Source organism: Saccharibacillus sacchari, from assembly GCF_037722395.1.
Classification (GTDB): Bacteria; Bacillota; Bacilli; order Paenibacillales; family Paenibacillaceae; genus Saccharibacillus; species Saccharibacillus sacchari_A.
Genome location: NZ_JBBKAR010000056.1, coordinates 292,911 through 308,432, shown reverse-complemented (window position 1 = coordinate 308,432; position 15,522 = coordinate 292,911). Strand labels below are relative to the sequence as shown.

Below are 15,522 nucleotides of genomic sequence, written 5' to 3'. Positions count from 1 at the left end.
CAATCAAATCTATTTCTTTGGAGGAACTTATTTATGCCATCAACGAAACTCCCAAGACGTCGACCCGAAGAAGCCGGTGTCGATCCGCAAGGCATTATCGATTTCTTAGACGCCGTAGCCGAGCAAAAGTTCGATCTGCGAAGTTTTATGCTGCTGCGTCGAGGCGAGGTGCTTGCCGAAGGCTGGTGGGCCCCGCACGCTTCCGAAGACCGTCACGCCATGTATTCGGTCAGCAAAAGCTTTACGTCGACCGCGATCGGCATGGCCGTTGACGAAGGGTTGCTTACCGTCGAAGATAAAGTCGCCGACCTGCTTCCCCAACTGATGCCGACCGATCCTCATCCGAATTTGTCAAAAATGACCGTACACGATCTGTTGGTCATGGGCACGGGCCATAAGCAAGATCCGCTTGAAAAAGCACGCCCGAACCCGGACTCCGATTGGGCCCGAATCTTTTTGGCCGCCGAAGTCGAAAATGTTCCAGGCAGTACCTTCTCGTACAGCAGCGGCGCAACCTACATGTTGTCCGTGATTTTGCAAACGTTGACCGGAGAAAAAGTCGTCGATTACCTGGAATCCCGACTTTTCGCCCCGCTGGGTATCGAGCATAAGAGCTGGCAGGAAAGTCCGCAAGGCTATACGACCGGTGGCTGGGGACTCAAGCTATCCAGCGAAGACCTCGCCAAGTTCGGACAGTTATATCTCCAAAAAGGAATCTGGAACGGGCAACAATTAGTGTCGAAAAAATGGGTGGATCTCGCGTCATCGAAACGTATCGATAACGGAGACGACCCGCAAGGAGACTGGGGACAAGGGTATGGATACCAGTTCTGGGTCTGTCGACATAACGCTTATCGCGCCGACGGAGCGTACGGACAGTTCTGCCTTGTCCTTCCCGATCAGGAAGCCGTCGTCGTGCTGACTTCCGCTATCTCGCGTACCAAAGAGCTGCTGGACGAGGTCTGGACGCATCTACTGCCTGCTATGCAGGATGGTTCTGTTTCCGTTAGCGAAGTAGGCGATCAAGCTGCCCGGCGTTTGAAAGAGCTGCGCAATGCGCCAGATCCAGCCGGAGATTCCACAAACGACGAATCGTGGTCCGGTCGCACGTATCGCTTGAGTGAAGATCAAGATGAAGGCGTCAAGCTTAGAGGAGTACGTTTTACCGCAAATGAAGAAGGTTCCGTCCAGATTGAAGCTTGGATGAGCCTAGATAAAGCAAGTGTACCTTCAGATGAATTTAAATTCTCATTACTCAGCGGTGCAGGACATTGGCAGAAAAATGAAGCGCCAGTGCCAGCCAATACGCCATTCTTTCCTTCAGACATGGGACCGGCTTATGCCTGGAACAGTCGGCGCCCGGATGGTTCCCTGCGCCTGGCAATCCGTTTCGCGGAAGAACCGATTCTTTTTGATTGGACACTTACCTTCGATGGCGACAAGTTGCAATTAAACGAACACGCAAATCCTGAACTGCACAAGAAAGAAGCGAAGCTGACGGGAGAAGCCGAAACTTCAAACGAATAATCGGAAGCAGGCTGGATTACTGGCAAAACGCTACCTATTCGACACAAGGATCGTTTTGCAACTTATCATGAATTGCCAATTTGACGTCCAATCCTCCTCATTTGGATTTTTAATAAAACTTTTCATTCCGGCCAACCGTTCTTTCTATAAAAGCTTTCTTCATTCCATTTTGCTTCATAAGAAAGGACGGTGCTCTATTGAAAATGAGTAAAGCTTCCAAAACTCTTATTGCCGTCGGTTGTTCGCTTCTTTTGACCGCAGGCACTTTTTCGTTCTTTGTTTTTTCCGTAGAGGCCGAGCCGGAAATTTCCGTTTCCGACAAAAAAGAATTGGCTCAAAGTTGGGCGGAAGCTTGGAAAGCACGGGACGGTTCGGTGCGTACCGCAATTATGAGCGCCGACATGCTAACCGATTTTCGCGAGACTCAACTTCAGCAAAACGGAGACGCCGACAGCACCGTTATTCGATGGTCCAGCCCGTGGGTAACCGACTATGACTTGACACTCAAAGGCGAAGGCATCCAGATCGACTACACCTATACCGATTCCTCGCAAACCGAATACTCAAGCAGCGAATTTTTGGGTTTTTCTTTGCAGCAAGGAATTCCGATCGTATCGGCTGTCGAATCGTTAGCCGAGCTTGAGGCCAAGTAAGTCCTTCGATGACACACGAAGCGGCAAAGCATTCGGATTCCACATATGGAATCGAACAGTGTCGGCCGTCTCGGCAGCAGACCTTACAAATCGCAAAAAAAGCGTTCCGGAAGTTAACTTCCGGAACGCTTTTTTTCATCCCTGCTCGGTTTCGCCACTACATATGAATCTTCGGCACTCAGCCGTTTTCTACGGGTCCACGCATGGTCAGACCGACGCGCCCTTTTTTCAGATCCGCATTCAGCACCCATACCGTCACCGTATCCCCGACAGACACCACATCCATCGGATGCTTGACGAATTTCGAACTAAGCTGCGAGATATGCACAAGGCCGTCGCTTTTGATCCCGATATCGACGAACGCGCCGAAGTCGATCACGTTGCGTACCGTGCCTTGAAGCTCCATGCCCGGCTTCAAGTCTTCGATCTTCAGCACGTCCGTACGGAAGATCGGAGCCGGAAGTTCTTCGCGCGGATCTCGGCCCGGACGCTGCAAGCTTTCGATGATATCGCGCAGCGTCGGCAGACCGACTTCAAGCTTGTCCGCCAGCGTCTGAGCATCAGCCGATTCGAGCGCCGACGTCATCGTTGCCGTGCCCAGATCCGCCGCTTTGACGCCCAGCTCCTTGAACAAAAGATCGACAACCTTGTACGACTCCGGGTGAATCGGCGTGCGGTCGAGCGGGTTCGTGCCTTCGATACGCAGGAAGCCTGCACACTGCTCCAGCGTTTTCGCGCCGAGACGCGGTACTTTTTTCAACTGTGCGCGACTTTCGAACGAACCGTTCTCGTCGCGGTATTTCACGATATTGCGAGCGGTCGTCTGGTTGATCCCCGCTACATAAGACAGCAGCGACGGAGAAGCCGTATTGACGTCTACGCCGACGTGGTTAACCGCCGACTCGACAACTGCCTTCAACTGCCCTTCCAGCTGCTTCTGCGACACGTCATGCTGATACTGGCCCACGCCGATCGCTTTCGGGTCGATTTTAACCAGCTCGGCCAACGGATCTTGGACTCGACGGGCAATCGAAGCGGCACTGCGCTCCGCGGCGTCCATGTCCGGAAATTCTTCTTGGGCGACTTTGGAAGCCGAATAGACGCTGGCTCCTGCTTCGTTGACGATCAGGTACGCCAGTTTACGCTCCTTGTAATCGCCGATCCAGTCCGCGACGAATTGCTCGGTCTCGCGCGAAGCGGTACCGTTGCCGATCACGATCAGTTCCAGGTTATACTTGTCGACGAGTTCGCGGAATTTCTCCGCAGCTTCGCGAACCTGGCTGCGCGGCGGCGTCGGATACGTAACGGCCACTTCCAGCAGCTTGCCTGTCTCGTCGAGAGCGGCAAGCTTGCAGCCTGTGCGGAAAGCCGGGTCTACGCCGAGCACGCGTTTCCCGCGTACAGGCGGCTGAAGCAGCAGGCTGCGCAGATTCCCCGCGAAAATGGAGATCGCTTGCGCGTCGCCTTTTTCCGTCAGCTCGCCGCGCACCTCACGCTCGATCGACGGCGCAATCAGACGCTTGTACGCATCTTCTATTGCCCCCTCCAACAGCTCATGCACCGGAGAAGATCCTTTGATCAAACGTCTGGACATGTAGCGCAGGATCGGAGCGGAGTCTGTCTCCAGCGAGACTTTAAGCACATTCTCCCGTTCTCCGCGGTTGATCGCCAAAATGCGGTGCGGCGGCATTTTTTTGGCCAACTCGCTATATTTGTAGTACATCTCGTACACGGATTCTGCCGAAGCGTCTTTCGCTTCTGTCACAAGAATGGCATGATCCAGCGTGTAGGTGCGTACCCAGGCTCTGATCTTCGCGTCGTCCGCCAATTGCTCGGCCACGATATCCAACGCGCCTTGAAGAGACTCTTCGGCGGAAGATACCCCTTTTTCCTCTGACACGTAACGAGCGGTTTCTTTATCGATGTCGGCACGGCCCGGTTGGCTCAACAGCCATTCCGCCAGCGGCTCCAAACCTTTCTCTTTCGCCACACTGGCACGCGTTTTGCGTTTTTGACGGAACGGACGATACAGGTCTTCAACCTGCTGAAGCTTCGCCGACTCCAAAATGGAACGTTTCAGCTCTTCCGTCAGTTTTCCTTGCTCGTCGATAATGCGCAGCACTTCATTTTTGCGTACATGAAGATTACGCGCATACTGCACGCTTTCCTCAATGTCTCTCAACCGGTTTTCGTCCAGCTCCCCGGTCATTTCTTTACGGTAACGCGCGATGAAGGGCACGGTGTTGCCTTCGTCAAGCAGCGATACCGCCGCTTTCACCTGTTTTGCTGCAATATTCAATGCTTCCGCCGTCCGGCGGAACATCGCTTCAATCTCGGTTCCCGTCATTTCGGACGAGCCGATTGCTGTAGTCTGTTCCAGATCCGACACAAAATCTCCCTCTTTCTGCTACCGCTTGTTCTCCAAGTATCTATAAAAACGATGTTTTTATTATGACAGACGAACATTCATTTCCGCAAACTAAAATCATCTTCGCCTCTACTCAACCAGCCAAACATACCGGGAAAAACGTCCTTTGCGCACGATGCAGGATTCAATCACCGAAAAGCCCGACGTCCCAAGCTCCGAAACGATGTCCTCCGTCGCGACAAACACACAACGTGATGCCAACCGCCGTGCGCTTACCAGCATCTCGATCCGCTCGTCAGAAGCCAGAACGGAACATAAATTATACGGCAAATCGAGCACAAGCGCATCATAGCGAACTTTCAACGTGCGCATATCCGCTACGGTTACCGTACCCGGCAAAGCGAAATGCGCCAGATTTTCCCGCGCCCCGATCGCCGCCAACGGATTCAAATCAAAACCGTCCATCGCGATGCCCATCGACTGCGCAGCCAATAAGACAGTCCCGATGCCGCAGCACGGATCGACAGCCCGAACTCCCGCAGGCTCCGGCACCGCAATGTTGGCAATCGCTCTGGCCGTACGCGTGCCCAGTGCCGTCGAATACTGCCTGGGCTTTTTGTTGTGCTGCAACCAGATCGATTGGCTTTCTTCGTAAGCGCCCAGCAACCACTCGCCGTCGATGCACGCAATCCCGTACAGCCGCTGCGGATGCTTCATGTCGGCTGTGCCGCGAATCTGCGCACCTACCAACCGTTCAATCCGCCGACACTCTTCGTAATCCGTGCGCAGATCCGTTTTTACATACCGCAGCTTAAAAGTATCCCCGTTCAGCTCCAGCTCGGCAGCCTGCTTCGCCAACTTCTCCAGACTTTCGCTTCTCCGTTCAATCGTGAGCCGCCCATGTACAAACGGACTTCGGGACGGATCGATTGCCCGTTTTGACCTTACATAATGCTTTTCAGGCTGTGCATTCAGCAGGACGCGCAGTTCCATCCAGCATAACGAACGTTCATCTTCATGACAGGCATAATCGTACACATACCTATACGGTTCCATTCCAGTCTCCCCATTTCCTATCCATCAAAAAAAGGCGAAGCGCTCGGCTGTTCAGCAGCCGTGATCCGCTCCGCCTTTCCTCATTATTCGACCGTCTGCCCTGCCGGCTCTTCCGTTTCCGGTTCCAACGGCTTGCGACCGCGCATCAGGTTCTCGGTCAGCTTGCGTCCTGTCGGCGTCTGCGCCAACCCGCCTTGTCCGGTTTCCCGGTGCCCGCTCGGCATGGCCGCGCCCACTTCGAGCATGACGCTGACCACTTCGTCGGACGGGATCGCGCTGCGAACGCCCGCCAAGCCCATATCCGCCGCCGCCAACGCGTTGACGGCGCCCAAGCCGTTGCGCACGATACACGGAATCTCAACCAGACCCGCTACCGGATCGCAGATTAGTCCCAATGTGTTTTTCAAAGCCAATCCGACCGCGTGCATGGCTTTTTCGGCATCGCCGCCGCGAAGCTCGACCAACGCCCCTGCCGCCATGCCGATCGCCGAACCGACTTCGGCCTGGCAGCCGCCTTCCGCTCCGGAGATAAACGAGTTGTTCGCAATAACGTAGCCGATCGCGCCTGCGGCGAACAATCCGTTGACCATATGCTCGTCGCTCCAGCCGAAACGTTCCTGCGAGCTGACGAACACGCCCGGGATAATACCGCATGAACCTGCTGTCGGCGTCGCGATAATACGTCCCATCGAAGCATTCACTTCCGATACCGCGAGCGCGTACGCCATCGCGCGGGAAGACGGATCGCCGGACGACGGCGTGCCGTTTTCCACCAGGTCCAAGACCTTGACCGCGTCGCCGCCGCTGAGTCCGCTGCGCGATACGTTTTGCTCGCTCAACCCTCTGCGTACGGCTTCCTTCATTTTCTCGTAATAATCCGCCATCTGCGCCACGATCTCTTCGCGCGACGCTCCCGTCTCTGCCGCTTGTTCTTCGATCATGACCTCGGCCAGCGACTTGTTTTCGTCCAGGCTGATTGTCGTCAATTCTTTTAGCGTCCGAAATCTCATTGCTGCTCCGCCTCCTTGCTGTTCAGGTTGATTACGGTCACTTCCTTAACGTCTCCGATCTCGCACAGCTTGCCGAGCAGATCGGCGTCCGGCACGGAATCCAGTTCCATAACCGTAATGGCTTCGGCGCTGCGTCCTTTGCGGTCGACACCCATATAACCGATATTCGTTTTGCTTTCGCCTAAAACGGTCGTCAACGAAGCGATAACGCCCGGACGGTCATCATGCAGCACGACAATTGTCGGATACTCGCCGCTGCACCGTACCGTAAATCCGTTCATTTCGTGAATCATGACGTTGCCGCCACCGATCGACGCGCCGATGACCTGAGCCGCTTTGCCGCTTTTCGAGACCAATTCCAGCTTCGCCGTATTCGGGTGAGGCGCCAGGCCCACGCCGCGAACGAACGTAATCTCTATCCCGCGACGCGCTGCTTCTTCCAACGCTTCGGCCACGCGAGAATCGTCGGTCGCATAGCCCAGCAGACCTCCTGCCAATGCCAGATCCGTTCCATGTCCCCAATACGTATCGGCAAACGAACCGTAGAGAGCGATTTTGACGCTAACGGGCTCTTCGGCAAGCAATTGTCTGGCAATCAGGCCAATCCGTACCGCTCCCGCTGTATGTGAGCTAGAAGGACCGACCATGGAAGGTCCTATAATAGAAAACACATTTTTAAACCGCATCGACAAGTTCTCCTCGCTTCATGGATCATAGTCATTCATGCTCGACATGATGAATATAATGGTTTGTTTTCAAGCTTTATACCGCTATTTTACACGTCAAATGCTTTTCCGTCGACTACGGCACACTACTTCGATACCGTGGCGAAGTTCCGTCAATTTGTAAAACGAGATCGAGCTACCGAGACACAAATGTTAGCTTTATGTCAATTTAGTTAGTTTATTCTACAAAATATTGATTTTTCTCTGCACGCAAAAAAGCGAAAAAGGAGCCGTTTGTGCGAAATGTATCGCACAATCGTGCTCCTTTTTCGTTCCGTGTGAAGTCCGAACCCGCCACCAGGCTCGGGCCCCTCTGCCGAACACCGCTTGCGCAGCGCTGTACCCTTGATCAAAAATCAACCAGGCTCAGACTGATCTGCAAAGACTCGTCGACTCTTTTCATCGTCTCTTCGCCGAGACGCGTAATCCGGTCCGTCAAGCGCTGCTTATCGATCGTTCGGATCTGTTCAAGCAGCACGACGGAATCCCGGTCGAACCCGTGCGTTTTCGCATCGATCTCGACGTGGGTCGGAAGTTTGGCTTTCTGAATCTGGGCGGTAATCGCCGCGACGATGACCGTAGGGCTAAAGCGGTTGCCGATATCGTTCTGGATCACCAGAACCGGACGCACCCCGCCCTGCTCGGACCCCACCACTGGAGACAGGTCCGCAAAAAATACGTCACCGCGTTTTACAAGCAATAGTTACACCCCGCTTACTAAGCGAACCAGAGTGATGTCTGCATCTTCCTCCGCATGAAACGCTTCACAGGCCATCGACAAATTGATATGGGCCATTTCCATGTACCCTTGCTGCATCGACTCGCGGATATACCGCTTTTTACGGTCGACCAAATACTGTCTCATTGCCAGCCGAATCAGTTCACTGCGATTGGAATTTTCCAAAGCTGCGATACCATCCACTTCTTGCAGAAGATGATCAGGCAAGCTAATCATCACTCTCTTGGTGCTTTGCAAGTTCGCCACCGTTCTTCCACCCCCATGAGCTTTTACCCCGTCAACGGTTCCTTAAAAAACAGCCGTTCATCGGGAACTGTTGAAAAAGCGTATATACGATGCGTATATCACCTATGCTGCCACCCATTATAGCCTACAATCTGTTATCCGTACAGCCTATTTCTTCACAATCTGCTCGGAAAACGTGCGGGAAGCCTTCGGAGAGGCATTTAACAGGGGGTTGGACTCCGCGATAACCATGCCTTTTCGAGTATAAATTCGCGGAATACGATGCGCGAGCATGCACACCACTTCGTAGTGGATGGTTCCGAGTTTGTCGGCAATTTCGTCGGCTGTAATATGCTCGCCGGACTGGCTGCCAAGCAGAACAACCTCCTCGCCTGCTAGGATATCTTCCGCATCCGCGAAAGATTTGAGCGATACCATACATTGATCCATACAGATTGTTCCGGTGACGGGAACGCGTTTGCCGCGTACCAGCACTTCGGCCTTGCCCCCTAGCATACGCGAGTAACCGTCGGCGTAACCGATCGGCAACGTCGCAATCCGCTCGCCTGCTTCTGCCGTATACAGCGAACCGTAGCTAATCCCCATCGGCTCTTGCAGGGTTTTCACAAATACGGCACGGGTCTTGAGCGTCAGCACAGGTTTAAGAGCTACAACAGTGCGGTTCACTTCGCAAGAAGGATAAAGACCATACAGCGCAATCCCGATTCGAACCATCTTGGGGGATAACCCCGGCATGTCGATCGCAGCGGCACTATTGCCAGTATGTATCAACGGGATATCGATGCCTTCCTGAGCAAGTGCGTCAACCACGTTCCGGAAATTTTCGTATTGGGTCCATGTATAGGTTTTGTCAACTTCATCTGCTCTGGCAAAATGGGTAAAAAGCCCTTCGACTTCAATCGTATCCGCCTCAATCGCCTTCTTCACAAAAGACACCGCATCCGTTCCTGCCATCTGACCCAGGCGTCCCATGCCGCTATCCACTTTGACATGAACTTTAAGCCGAGAACCGTAAGCAGAATGTTCCAGACAGCGAGCCGCTTCCAACACTTCGTCGCTAAACAGCGCCACGGTGATGTCATGTTCCCGCGCAACAGCCAGTCCTTCCGGAGGCGTATAGCCCAATACCAGAATCGGAAGACCTATACCCGCGTAACGAAGCTCCAACGCTTCATCCAGAAAAGCCACACTCAAATAATCAGCGCCCAGGCGCTCTAACTCACGGCTAACCTCTACAGCTCCATGCCCGTAGGCATTGGCTTTGACGCAAGCCAGAAGAAGGGTCGAACGATGTAAATGCAAACGAAAAGCCTCGTAGTTGGCGCGAAGCGCATCCAAATCCACAACGGCTTCGGTAGGACGATACTGCATGGGCAAAACAGCCACCTCTTACGTAAATTTATTAATTCCAGCGTAAACTCGGGAAGCGGGGCTGTCAATGCAGCAGACCAGTCCACACCGACGAAGAATAGGGAACGAAAAGAAGGCCAGAGAACAAAATCCGCCTACAATCAAATCATTACCCTGACTGGGTTTTTTAGAAGCGCCGAATCAAACGGTTGTTTCAAAATAAATCAGGAATCCGAAAAGCACCGAAAACGGCGCGGCTAACGGAAAAGGCTTGGCTTTGCCGCTGTCGCGGAGCCAAACCTTTTTTGAAAACGAAACGTTTCGATTCATTAGGCCGCGATACTCAGGTTTCTCGCGGTACCAGATCGAAAATAGATCCGTCTTCCATCGTGTCGATCAAGCGGTCCAACCAACGGTAATAGCGGTCGGCCTGACGAATTTTTTCCAAATCCTTTTTCAAAACGTCGGCTATAAATTCGCTTGTGTCCGGTGCTTCCAACAATCGTTCAATTTCTTTCATCGCTCTGCGCAACGCCTGAAGATTGCTTTCCACCGCACGTCTCCATTCATTGGCAAAATAGTCGGTGAACGTCTGGTACCAATCGTACTCCACTTCATATAGGTCTTTTCTAGATCCTTTTTCCCAGACCTTATTAACCATATTCAAATCAAGCAGCGTTCGTACGCCAGTACTCATACTGGTCTTGCTCATCTGCATCTCGCTGCCCATCTCGTCGAGCGTCATCGGTTTGTCCGCAAAAAATAACAATCCATAGAGGTGTCCTGTCGACAACGTTACTCCGTACAGTTCCATATTGCGCCCGACAACCTCGATTACGCGTTTGCGGATCCGCTGCACGACGTCGTGTTCTTCTTCGCTCCACTGCTTCTGGTCCAAGGCCATGCCTAAAACCTCCTTAATCTCTTTCCGTTCGAACTCGGTATATGAGTCTTCGTGTACATATTCGTATCGATGTTTGATGCGCGTTTCTTCTATATAAAAGAAGGCTTATACGTTTTCGATACGCGCTTCGCGAAAACCTGCTCGGTAAAAGCTATTTTCCCGTACCGGCAAAAAGGCACGCGATTGGTCATTTTTATTCTAGGAGAACGTCTGTCAATTGTAAAGATTTCAAAAAGCGAGCATTTAGGAGCATAAACGAGCATTTTCGACCATAACTTTGTACAGTTTTTTCTGTACGAACTTAATGAACGGATATGAAGGTTGAAAAGAAAAAAGTGCTTTGTTACAATTTAGGACGTTGGGTTCACACAGCTCGGTTGGTTCCGGAAGCCTGGCTTTTTGCATCTCGCATCTGTGCCGTTTGCTTCCGAGCCACTTTCCGTCATAGGCGTTTCGCGCCGAAAGAGATGTCCAACGGGCATATGCGCAAAGCTTCGAACAGCCTGCAAACGATAATGTTCGATCCGTTTGATTGACAAGACAACTTGTTGCAGGTTTCTCTTTTTTCTTCCATATCAATAAGAACGAGAGAAACGCTATGATGCTTTGCCCATGTGCCGCACGCCGAAAATCCTGAATCGTAATTTGGATAGGAATTTCGTTAAACAAAAAGAAGGGGTGAACGAAATGCCGATACTCAGTATCCGTAATGTAAGCAAATTGTTCGGACCTAACGCCGCCCAGGGCGTCAAGTTGCTGGAGCAAGGTCAAAACAAGCAGCAGTTAGCCAAGGAGAAACAAATCACCGTTGGTGTCAACCGAGTGAATATGGACATCGAACAAGGCGAGATTTTCGTCATCATGGGCTTGTCCGGTAGCGGTAAATCGACGCTTGTCCGCATGTTCAATCGCTTGATCGATCCAACCGCGGGGCAAATTCTCGTACATGATAAAGACATCATGAAAATGAACGCCGAACAGCTGCGCCAAGTACGCCGTAAAACGATCAGCATGGTGTTTCAAAAATTCGCGCTTTTCCCGCACCGTAGCGTAATCGACAACGTTGAATACGGGCTGGAAGTTCAAAAAGTGGAAAAATCGCAACGCCGCGACAAAGCCAAACAATCGCTTGAACTGGTTGGACTCAAAGGCTGGGAAGACAAAATGCCGGACGAGCTCAGCGGCGGTATGCAGCAGCGTGTCGGCCTGGCCCGCGCACTTGCCAACGATCCGGAAGTGCTGCTCATGGACGAAGCGTTCAGCGCGCTCGATCCTTTGATTCGCCGGGACATGCAGGACGAACTTCTCGATTTGCAGGAAAAGATGAAGAAAACGATCATCTTCATCACGCACGATCTGGATGAAGCGCTTCGCATCGGCGACCGTATCGCTTTGATGCGAGACGGCGAAGTCGTGCAGATCGGTTCCCCGGAAGAAATACTGATGCAGCCGGCCAACGGTTATGTCGAACGCTTCGTGGAAGACGTCGATCTGTCGAAGGTACTTACCGCTTCGCACGTCATGCGTCGTCCCGAAACGATTACGCCGGACCGCGGTCCCCGCGTCGCACTGGAGCTCATGCGCGAACGCGGCGTATCGAATCTGTTCGTTATCGATCGCGGCAAACGACTGCTCGGTGCGATTACAGCCGAAGACGCTTCGCGTGCAGTCAAAGATAAATTATCGATTCAAGATATATTAATTCCGGAATGCCCGGTTTGTCCTCCTGACAAGCTGATCGGCGAAATGTTCGAACAAAGCAGTACCTCTCCGATCCCGATCTCGGTCGTGGACGAAGAAAACCGCCTGTTGGGCGTTGTGGTCAGAGGCAGCCTGCTGGGCGCGATGGCCGGAGAAGTGAACAACGAAGGAGTGAACGCAAATGCTGAACAACTTGATATCGGCTGAGATGCCGAAGCTTCCGATCGCGGATTGGGTAGATAGCGCGGTCGACTGGATGAGCATGAATCTGGAGGGGCTGTTCGAAGGCATTTCCGTTTCTATTGAAAACGTCGTTGACTTCTTTACCTGGATTTTTATGCTGCCTCATCCGATCCTGTTTATTGTGATTTTGGCCGCTCTCTCTTACTTGGCCGGAAAATGGAAAATGGCGCTGTTTACCGTGCTGGGTTTCCTGCTCATTTGGAACCTCGGTTATTGGGACGCGACCATGAATACCCTTGCGCTCGTATTGACCTCCGGCTTGATCTCGATCATCGTCGGGATTCCGATCGGAATCTGGTGCGCGAAAAGCCGCGGCGCTTCCAATATCATCACGCCGCTACTCGACTTTATGCAGACGATGCCGGCGTTCGTCTATCTGCTGCCGGCCGTTACGTTCTTTAGCTTGGGGGTCGTTCCCGGCGTTATCGCGTCGATCATCTTCGCTATTCCGCCGACAATCCGTATGACCAACCTGGGCATCAAGCAAGTATCCGGCGAACTGGTCGAAGCCGCCGACGCTTTCGGTTCGACAGGTGCGCAAAAGCTGTTTAAGGTTCAACTGCCGCTGGCTATGCCAAACATCATGGCAGGCATCAACCAAACGATCATGCTGTCGCTGTCGATGGTCGTGATCGCATCCATGATCGGTGCGCAAGGCATCGGCGTCGAAGTGTACCGCGCCGTTACGCAACTGCAAATCGGTAAAGGCTTCGAAGCCGGACTTGCCGTCGTCGTACTCGCCATCGTACTCGACCGTCTTTCGCAAAATATTTTCAAACCCGCTCAAAAAAGGAGAAATGCGTAATGAAAAAGTTTAACTTTGGAACGAAGAAATGGCTCGGCATGACAAGTCTCGCTGCTGTACTGGTACTCGGTGCCTGTTCCTCGGGCGGAGGTTCGTCTTCCAACGCCGCCGGTTCGGACGCGTCATTGGGCGATCAAGTCGGACATAAAATTATCGGCATCGACCCGGGCGCGGGCATCATGACCGCTACGCAAAAAGCGATCGAAGACTACGGCCTGAGCGATTGGAACCTGGTTGAAGGTTCCGGCGCGGCCATGACGGCTACGCTCGACAAAGCGATCAAAAAAGAAGACCCGATCGTTATCACAGGCTGGACTCCGCATTGGATGTTCTCCAAATACGATCTGAAATACCTGGAAGACCCGAAAAAATCGTACGGCGAAGCGGAAGAAATCCATACGATCGCACGTCTGGGACTTAAAGAAGACCAACCGGAAGCTTATCAATTCCTGAGCAACTTCCAATGGACGGAAGAAGAAATGGGCGAAGTCATGATCGCGATCCAGGACGGCAAGCCTGAAGCGCAAGCCGCAACCGACTTTATCGCCGCTCACCCGGATCGCGTAGCGGAATGGACCGACGGTATCACGCCAGTTGACGGCAATGAAATCACGCTGGCCTACGTCGCTTGGGATTCCGAAATCGCCAGCTTCAACGTCGTCCAGCAAATCTTGCAAGACAAGCTCGGCTTCAAGGTCAAAGGCCTGCAAGTCGACGCCGGCCCAATGTGGCTGGGCGTAGCCCAAGGCGACGCCGACGCCAGCCTCGCGGCCTGGTTGCCGCTGACCCACGCCGACTACTTGAGCCAGTACGAAGGCAAGATCGAAGACCTCGGTGCCAATATGACCGGCGTCAAAACCGGCCTCGTCGTTCCCGCTTACGTGGACGCGAATTCGATCGAAGACCTCGTTTCTGCGAAGTAACGCCGACTTATTTTCTTGAGAAGCGACCCTTACCAGAGGGTCGCTTTTTTGTAGTTCCTGTTCGTTTGGGGCAGCGCGGGGCGGCGGCTCCGGCATGGGGTTCGTTTCGGTCGCGTGTTGCCTTCGGGAAGCTGATTTAAATTTTACAAGGAAGCTTCCCGAAGACAAAGGCGAACGTTATCACTCCTACACTGAACCCCATGCCTCCGCCTAGGCGCTACCTGCCTACTCGAGGCAACTTCAAAAAATATAGGGCATAAAAAAACAAAAAACGCGATCTGGTTAGAGATCGCGTCGTGCTTTTATATTACTTTTTTTAAAAAGGCGTAGCCGTTTTGACAGCGCCAGCGGAGGAGATGATCCAGTGTAGGAGCTACAGTCTTTTCGAAGAAAAGGCACTTCGGAAGCCTATGCTATAGTTCGCCTTTGAAATCGGGAAGCCTCCTTATAAAATTCCAATCAGCTTGCCAATTTCAACACGCGACCGAAACGGATCATCTCCGAAGCGCCCCGAGCTGTCAACCGCTCTACCAAGAGATTAGGCTTTTTCCCCCACGACGCTGAAGCGGGCATTCAAGTGTTTCCCGTTTTCGATCTCGTCGACGATGGCGATGGCGTAGTCCGGGTAGCTGATGTAGCTGTCGCCTGCGGCGTTGACAGTCAGGACTTCGCCTGCGGCTTGGTAGCTGCCGGTTTTTTTGCCTTCGGCGTCGAAGAAAGCTGCCGGGCTGAGGAATGTCCATTGGACGCCTTCCGAAGCTTGCAGGTCCAGCAGGTTTTGCGTTTGGCTGGAAGCCGTAGGCTTGTATAGGTCCGGGAAGTCCGGCGTATCGATCAGGCGAGTCGTTTGAGCCTCATCCACGAACAGGCTGCCTGCGCCGCCGACTACGATCAAGCGGGATTCCGGGGCGCTTTTGAACACTTCGATCAATTTGCGGCCGGCTTCGACGTGGCCCGTTTCTTGACCCGGAGGCATGCTGATCGCGTTAACCACGGCATCGAAGCCTTTGACGTCTTCGGCCGTCAGGCTCAGTACGTCTTTTTGCACGGCGGTTACGCCTTCTTCGTTGAACTTGGATGCGTCGCGAACGAATGCCGTAATTTCGTGTCCGCGTTCTTTCGCTTCTTTGACGATCAGGTTGCCTGCTTTGCCGGTAGCGCCGATAACTGCGATTTTCATAAGTAAAACCTCCATTGGGATTTAGATTGGGATGCGACTCTCGCTGCTTTTCATCAGAGAAAATGGAGCGATCCTCGTATCGGTTCATTTGT

14 protein-coding genes are annotated in these 15,522 nt (G+C 52.9%); 5 read left to right on the top strand and 9 right to left on the bottom strand.

Going from position 1 to position 15,522, the window contains the following annotated elements; genetic code table 11:
* Positions 1-33: 33 nt before the first annotated feature.
* Positions 34-1,527, top strand: coding sequence for a serine hydrolase (locus WKI47_RS22695; protein WP_340229464.1), 1,494 nt, complete (start codon positions 34-36; stop codon positions 1,525-1,527).
* Between the two features lie 197 nt (positions 1,528-1,724).
* A complete protein-coding gene (locus WKI47_RS22690; RefSeq protein WP_340229463.1) occupies positions 1,725-2,180 on the top strand; it encodes a hypothetical protein in 456 nt (151 codons plus the stop codon).
* A 178-nt stretch (positions 2,181-2,358) separates the two neighbouring features.
* On the opposite strand, the gene WKI47_RS22685 is transcribed toward WKI47_RS22690, so the two are convergent.
* From WKI47_RS22685 to WKI47_RS22650, 8 genes are all read right to left on the bottom strand, one after another.
* Positions 2,359-4,569, bottom strand: coding sequence for a Tex family protein (locus WKI47_RS22685; RefSeq protein ID WP_425355498.1), 2,211 nt, complete (start codon positions 4,567-4,569; stop codon positions 2,359-2,361).
* 108 nt (positions 4,570-4,677) lie between these two features.
* A complete protein-coding gene (locus WKI47_RS22680) occupies positions 4,678-5,604 on the bottom strand; it encodes an RNA methyltransferase (RefSeq protein ID WP_340229462.1) in 927 nt (308 codons plus the stop codon).
* An 83-nt stretch (positions 5,605-5,687) separates the two neighbouring features.
* Positions 5,688-6,614, bottom strand: coding sequence for an L-serine ammonia-lyase, iron-sulfur-dependent, subunit alpha (gene sdaAA, locus WKI47_RS22675; RefSeq protein WP_340229461.1), 927 nt, complete (start codon positions 6,612-6,614; stop codon positions 5,688-5,690).
* The gene (sdaAB, locus tag WKI47_RS22670) at positions 6,611-7,300 is read right to left on the bottom strand and encodes an L-serine ammonia-lyase, iron-sulfur-dependent subunit beta (RefSeq protein WP_340229460.1); all 690 of its coding nucleotides are present in this window, start codon (positions 7,298-7,300) and stop codon (positions 6,611-6,613) included. The genes sdaAA and sdaAB overlap by 4 nt, the downstream gene beginning before the upstream one ends.
* A 388-nt stretch (positions 7,301-7,688) precedes the next feature.
* Positions 7,689-8,039 carry a type II toxin-antitoxin system PemK/MazF family toxin gene (locus WKI47_RS22665; RefSeq protein WP_018975909.1) on the bottom strand — a complete coding sequence of 117 codons (351 nt, stop codon included), beginning with the start codon at positions 8,037-8,039 and terminating at the stop codon, positions 7,689-7,691.
* A 3-nt stretch (positions 8,040-8,042) separates the two neighbouring features.
* The gene (locus WKI47_RS22660; protein WP_018975910.1) at positions 8,043-8,324 is read right to left on the bottom strand and encodes a CopG family ribbon-helix-helix protein; all 282 of its coding nucleotides are present in this window, start codon (positions 8,322-8,324) and stop codon (positions 8,043-8,045) included.
* Positions 8,325-8,471: 147 nt separating this feature from the next.
* On the bottom strand, positions 8,472-9,701 hold the full coding sequence (alr, locus tag WKI47_RS22655) for an alanine racemase (protein ID WP_340229459.1): 1,230 nt from the start codon (positions 9,699-9,701) through the stop codon (positions 8,472-8,474).
* Positions 9,702-10,017: 316 nt separating this feature from the next.
* Positions 10,018-10,578 (bottom strand): GbsR/MarR family transcriptional regulator, encoded by a 561-nt coding sequence (locus WKI47_RS22650; protein ID WP_340229458.1) that lies wholly within the window; start codon positions 10,576-10,578, stop codon positions 10,018-10,020.
* 687 nt (positions 10,579-11,265) lie between these two features.
* On the opposite strand from WKI47_RS22650, the gene WKI47_RS22645 reads away from it, so the two are divergent.
* From WKI47_RS22645 to WKI47_RS22635, 3 genes are read left to right on the top strand one after another with little or no spacing between them, the layout of a single operon-like run.
* Entirely contained in the window at positions 11,266-12,486 is a 1,221-nt protein-coding gene (locus WKI47_RS22645) for a glycine betaine/L-proline ABC transporter ATP-binding protein (RefSeq protein WP_340229457.1), read from the top strand.
* Positions 12,461-13,327, top strand: a complete 867-nt coding sequence (locus WKI47_RS22640) for a proline/glycine betaine ABC transporter permease (protein WP_340229456.1) — start codon at positions 12,461-12,463, stop codon at positions 13,325-13,327. The genes WKI47_RS22645 and WKI47_RS22640 overlap by 26 nt, the downstream gene beginning before the upstream one ends.
* Positions 13,327-14,250, top strand: a complete 924-nt coding sequence (locus WKI47_RS22635) for a glycine betaine ABC transporter substrate-binding protein (protein WP_340229455.1) — start codon at positions 13,327-13,329, stop codon at positions 14,248-14,250. Before WKI47_RS22640 ends, WKI47_RS22635 begins: the two co-directional genes overlap by 1 nt.
* Positions 14,251-14,788: 538 nt before the next feature.
* On the opposite strand, the gene WKI47_RS22630 is transcribed toward WKI47_RS22635, so the two are convergent.
* Positions 14,789-15,430, bottom strand: a complete 642-nt coding sequence (locus tag WKI47_RS22630; protein WP_340229454.1) for an NAD(P)-dependent oxidoreductase — start codon at positions 15,428-15,430, stop codon at positions 14,789-14,791.
* Between the last annotated feature and the right edge of the window lie 92 nt (positions 15,431-15,522).

What these genes read in the sequence shown, in the direction of transcription:
- WKI47_RS22695 (WP_340229464.1), top strand. Translation starts at nt 34, where the DNA reads ATGCCATCAACGAAACTCCCAAGACGTCGACCCGAAGAAGCCGGTGTC.
- WKI47_RS22680 (WP_340229462.1), bottom strand. Translation starts at nt 5,604, where the DNA reads ATGGAACCGTATAGGTATGTGTACGATTATGCCTGTCATGAAGATGAA.
- sdaAA (WP_340229461.1), bottom strand. Translation starts at nt 6,614, where the DNA reads ATGAGATTTCGGACGCTAAAAGAATTGACGACAATCAGCCTGGACGAA.
- sdaAB (WP_340229460.1), bottom strand. Translation starts at nt 7,300, where the DNA reads ATGCGGTTTAAAAATGTGTTTTCTATTATAGGACCTTCCATGGTCGGT.
- WKI47_RS22650 (WP_340229458.1), bottom strand. Translation starts at nt 10,578, where the DNA reads ATGGCCTTGGACCAGAAGCAGTGGAGCGAAGAAGAACACGACGTCGTG.
- WKI47_RS22645 (WP_340229457.1), top strand. Translation starts at nt 11,266, where the DNA reads ATGCCGATACTCAGTATCCGTAATGTAAGCAAATTGTTCGGACCTAAC.
- WKI47_RS22640 (WP_340229456.1), top strand. Translation starts at nt 12,461, where the DNA reads ATGCTGAACAACTTGATATCGGCTGAGATGCCGAAGCTTCCGATCGCG.
- WKI47_RS22635 (WP_340229455.1), top strand. Translation starts at nt 13,327, where the DNA reads ATGAAAAAGTTTAACTTTGGAACGAAGAAATGGCTCGGCATGACAAGT.
- WKI47_RS22630 (WP_340229454.1), bottom strand. Translation starts at nt 15,430, where the DNA reads ATGAAAATCGCAGTTATCGGCGCTACCGGCAAAGCAGGCAACCTGATC.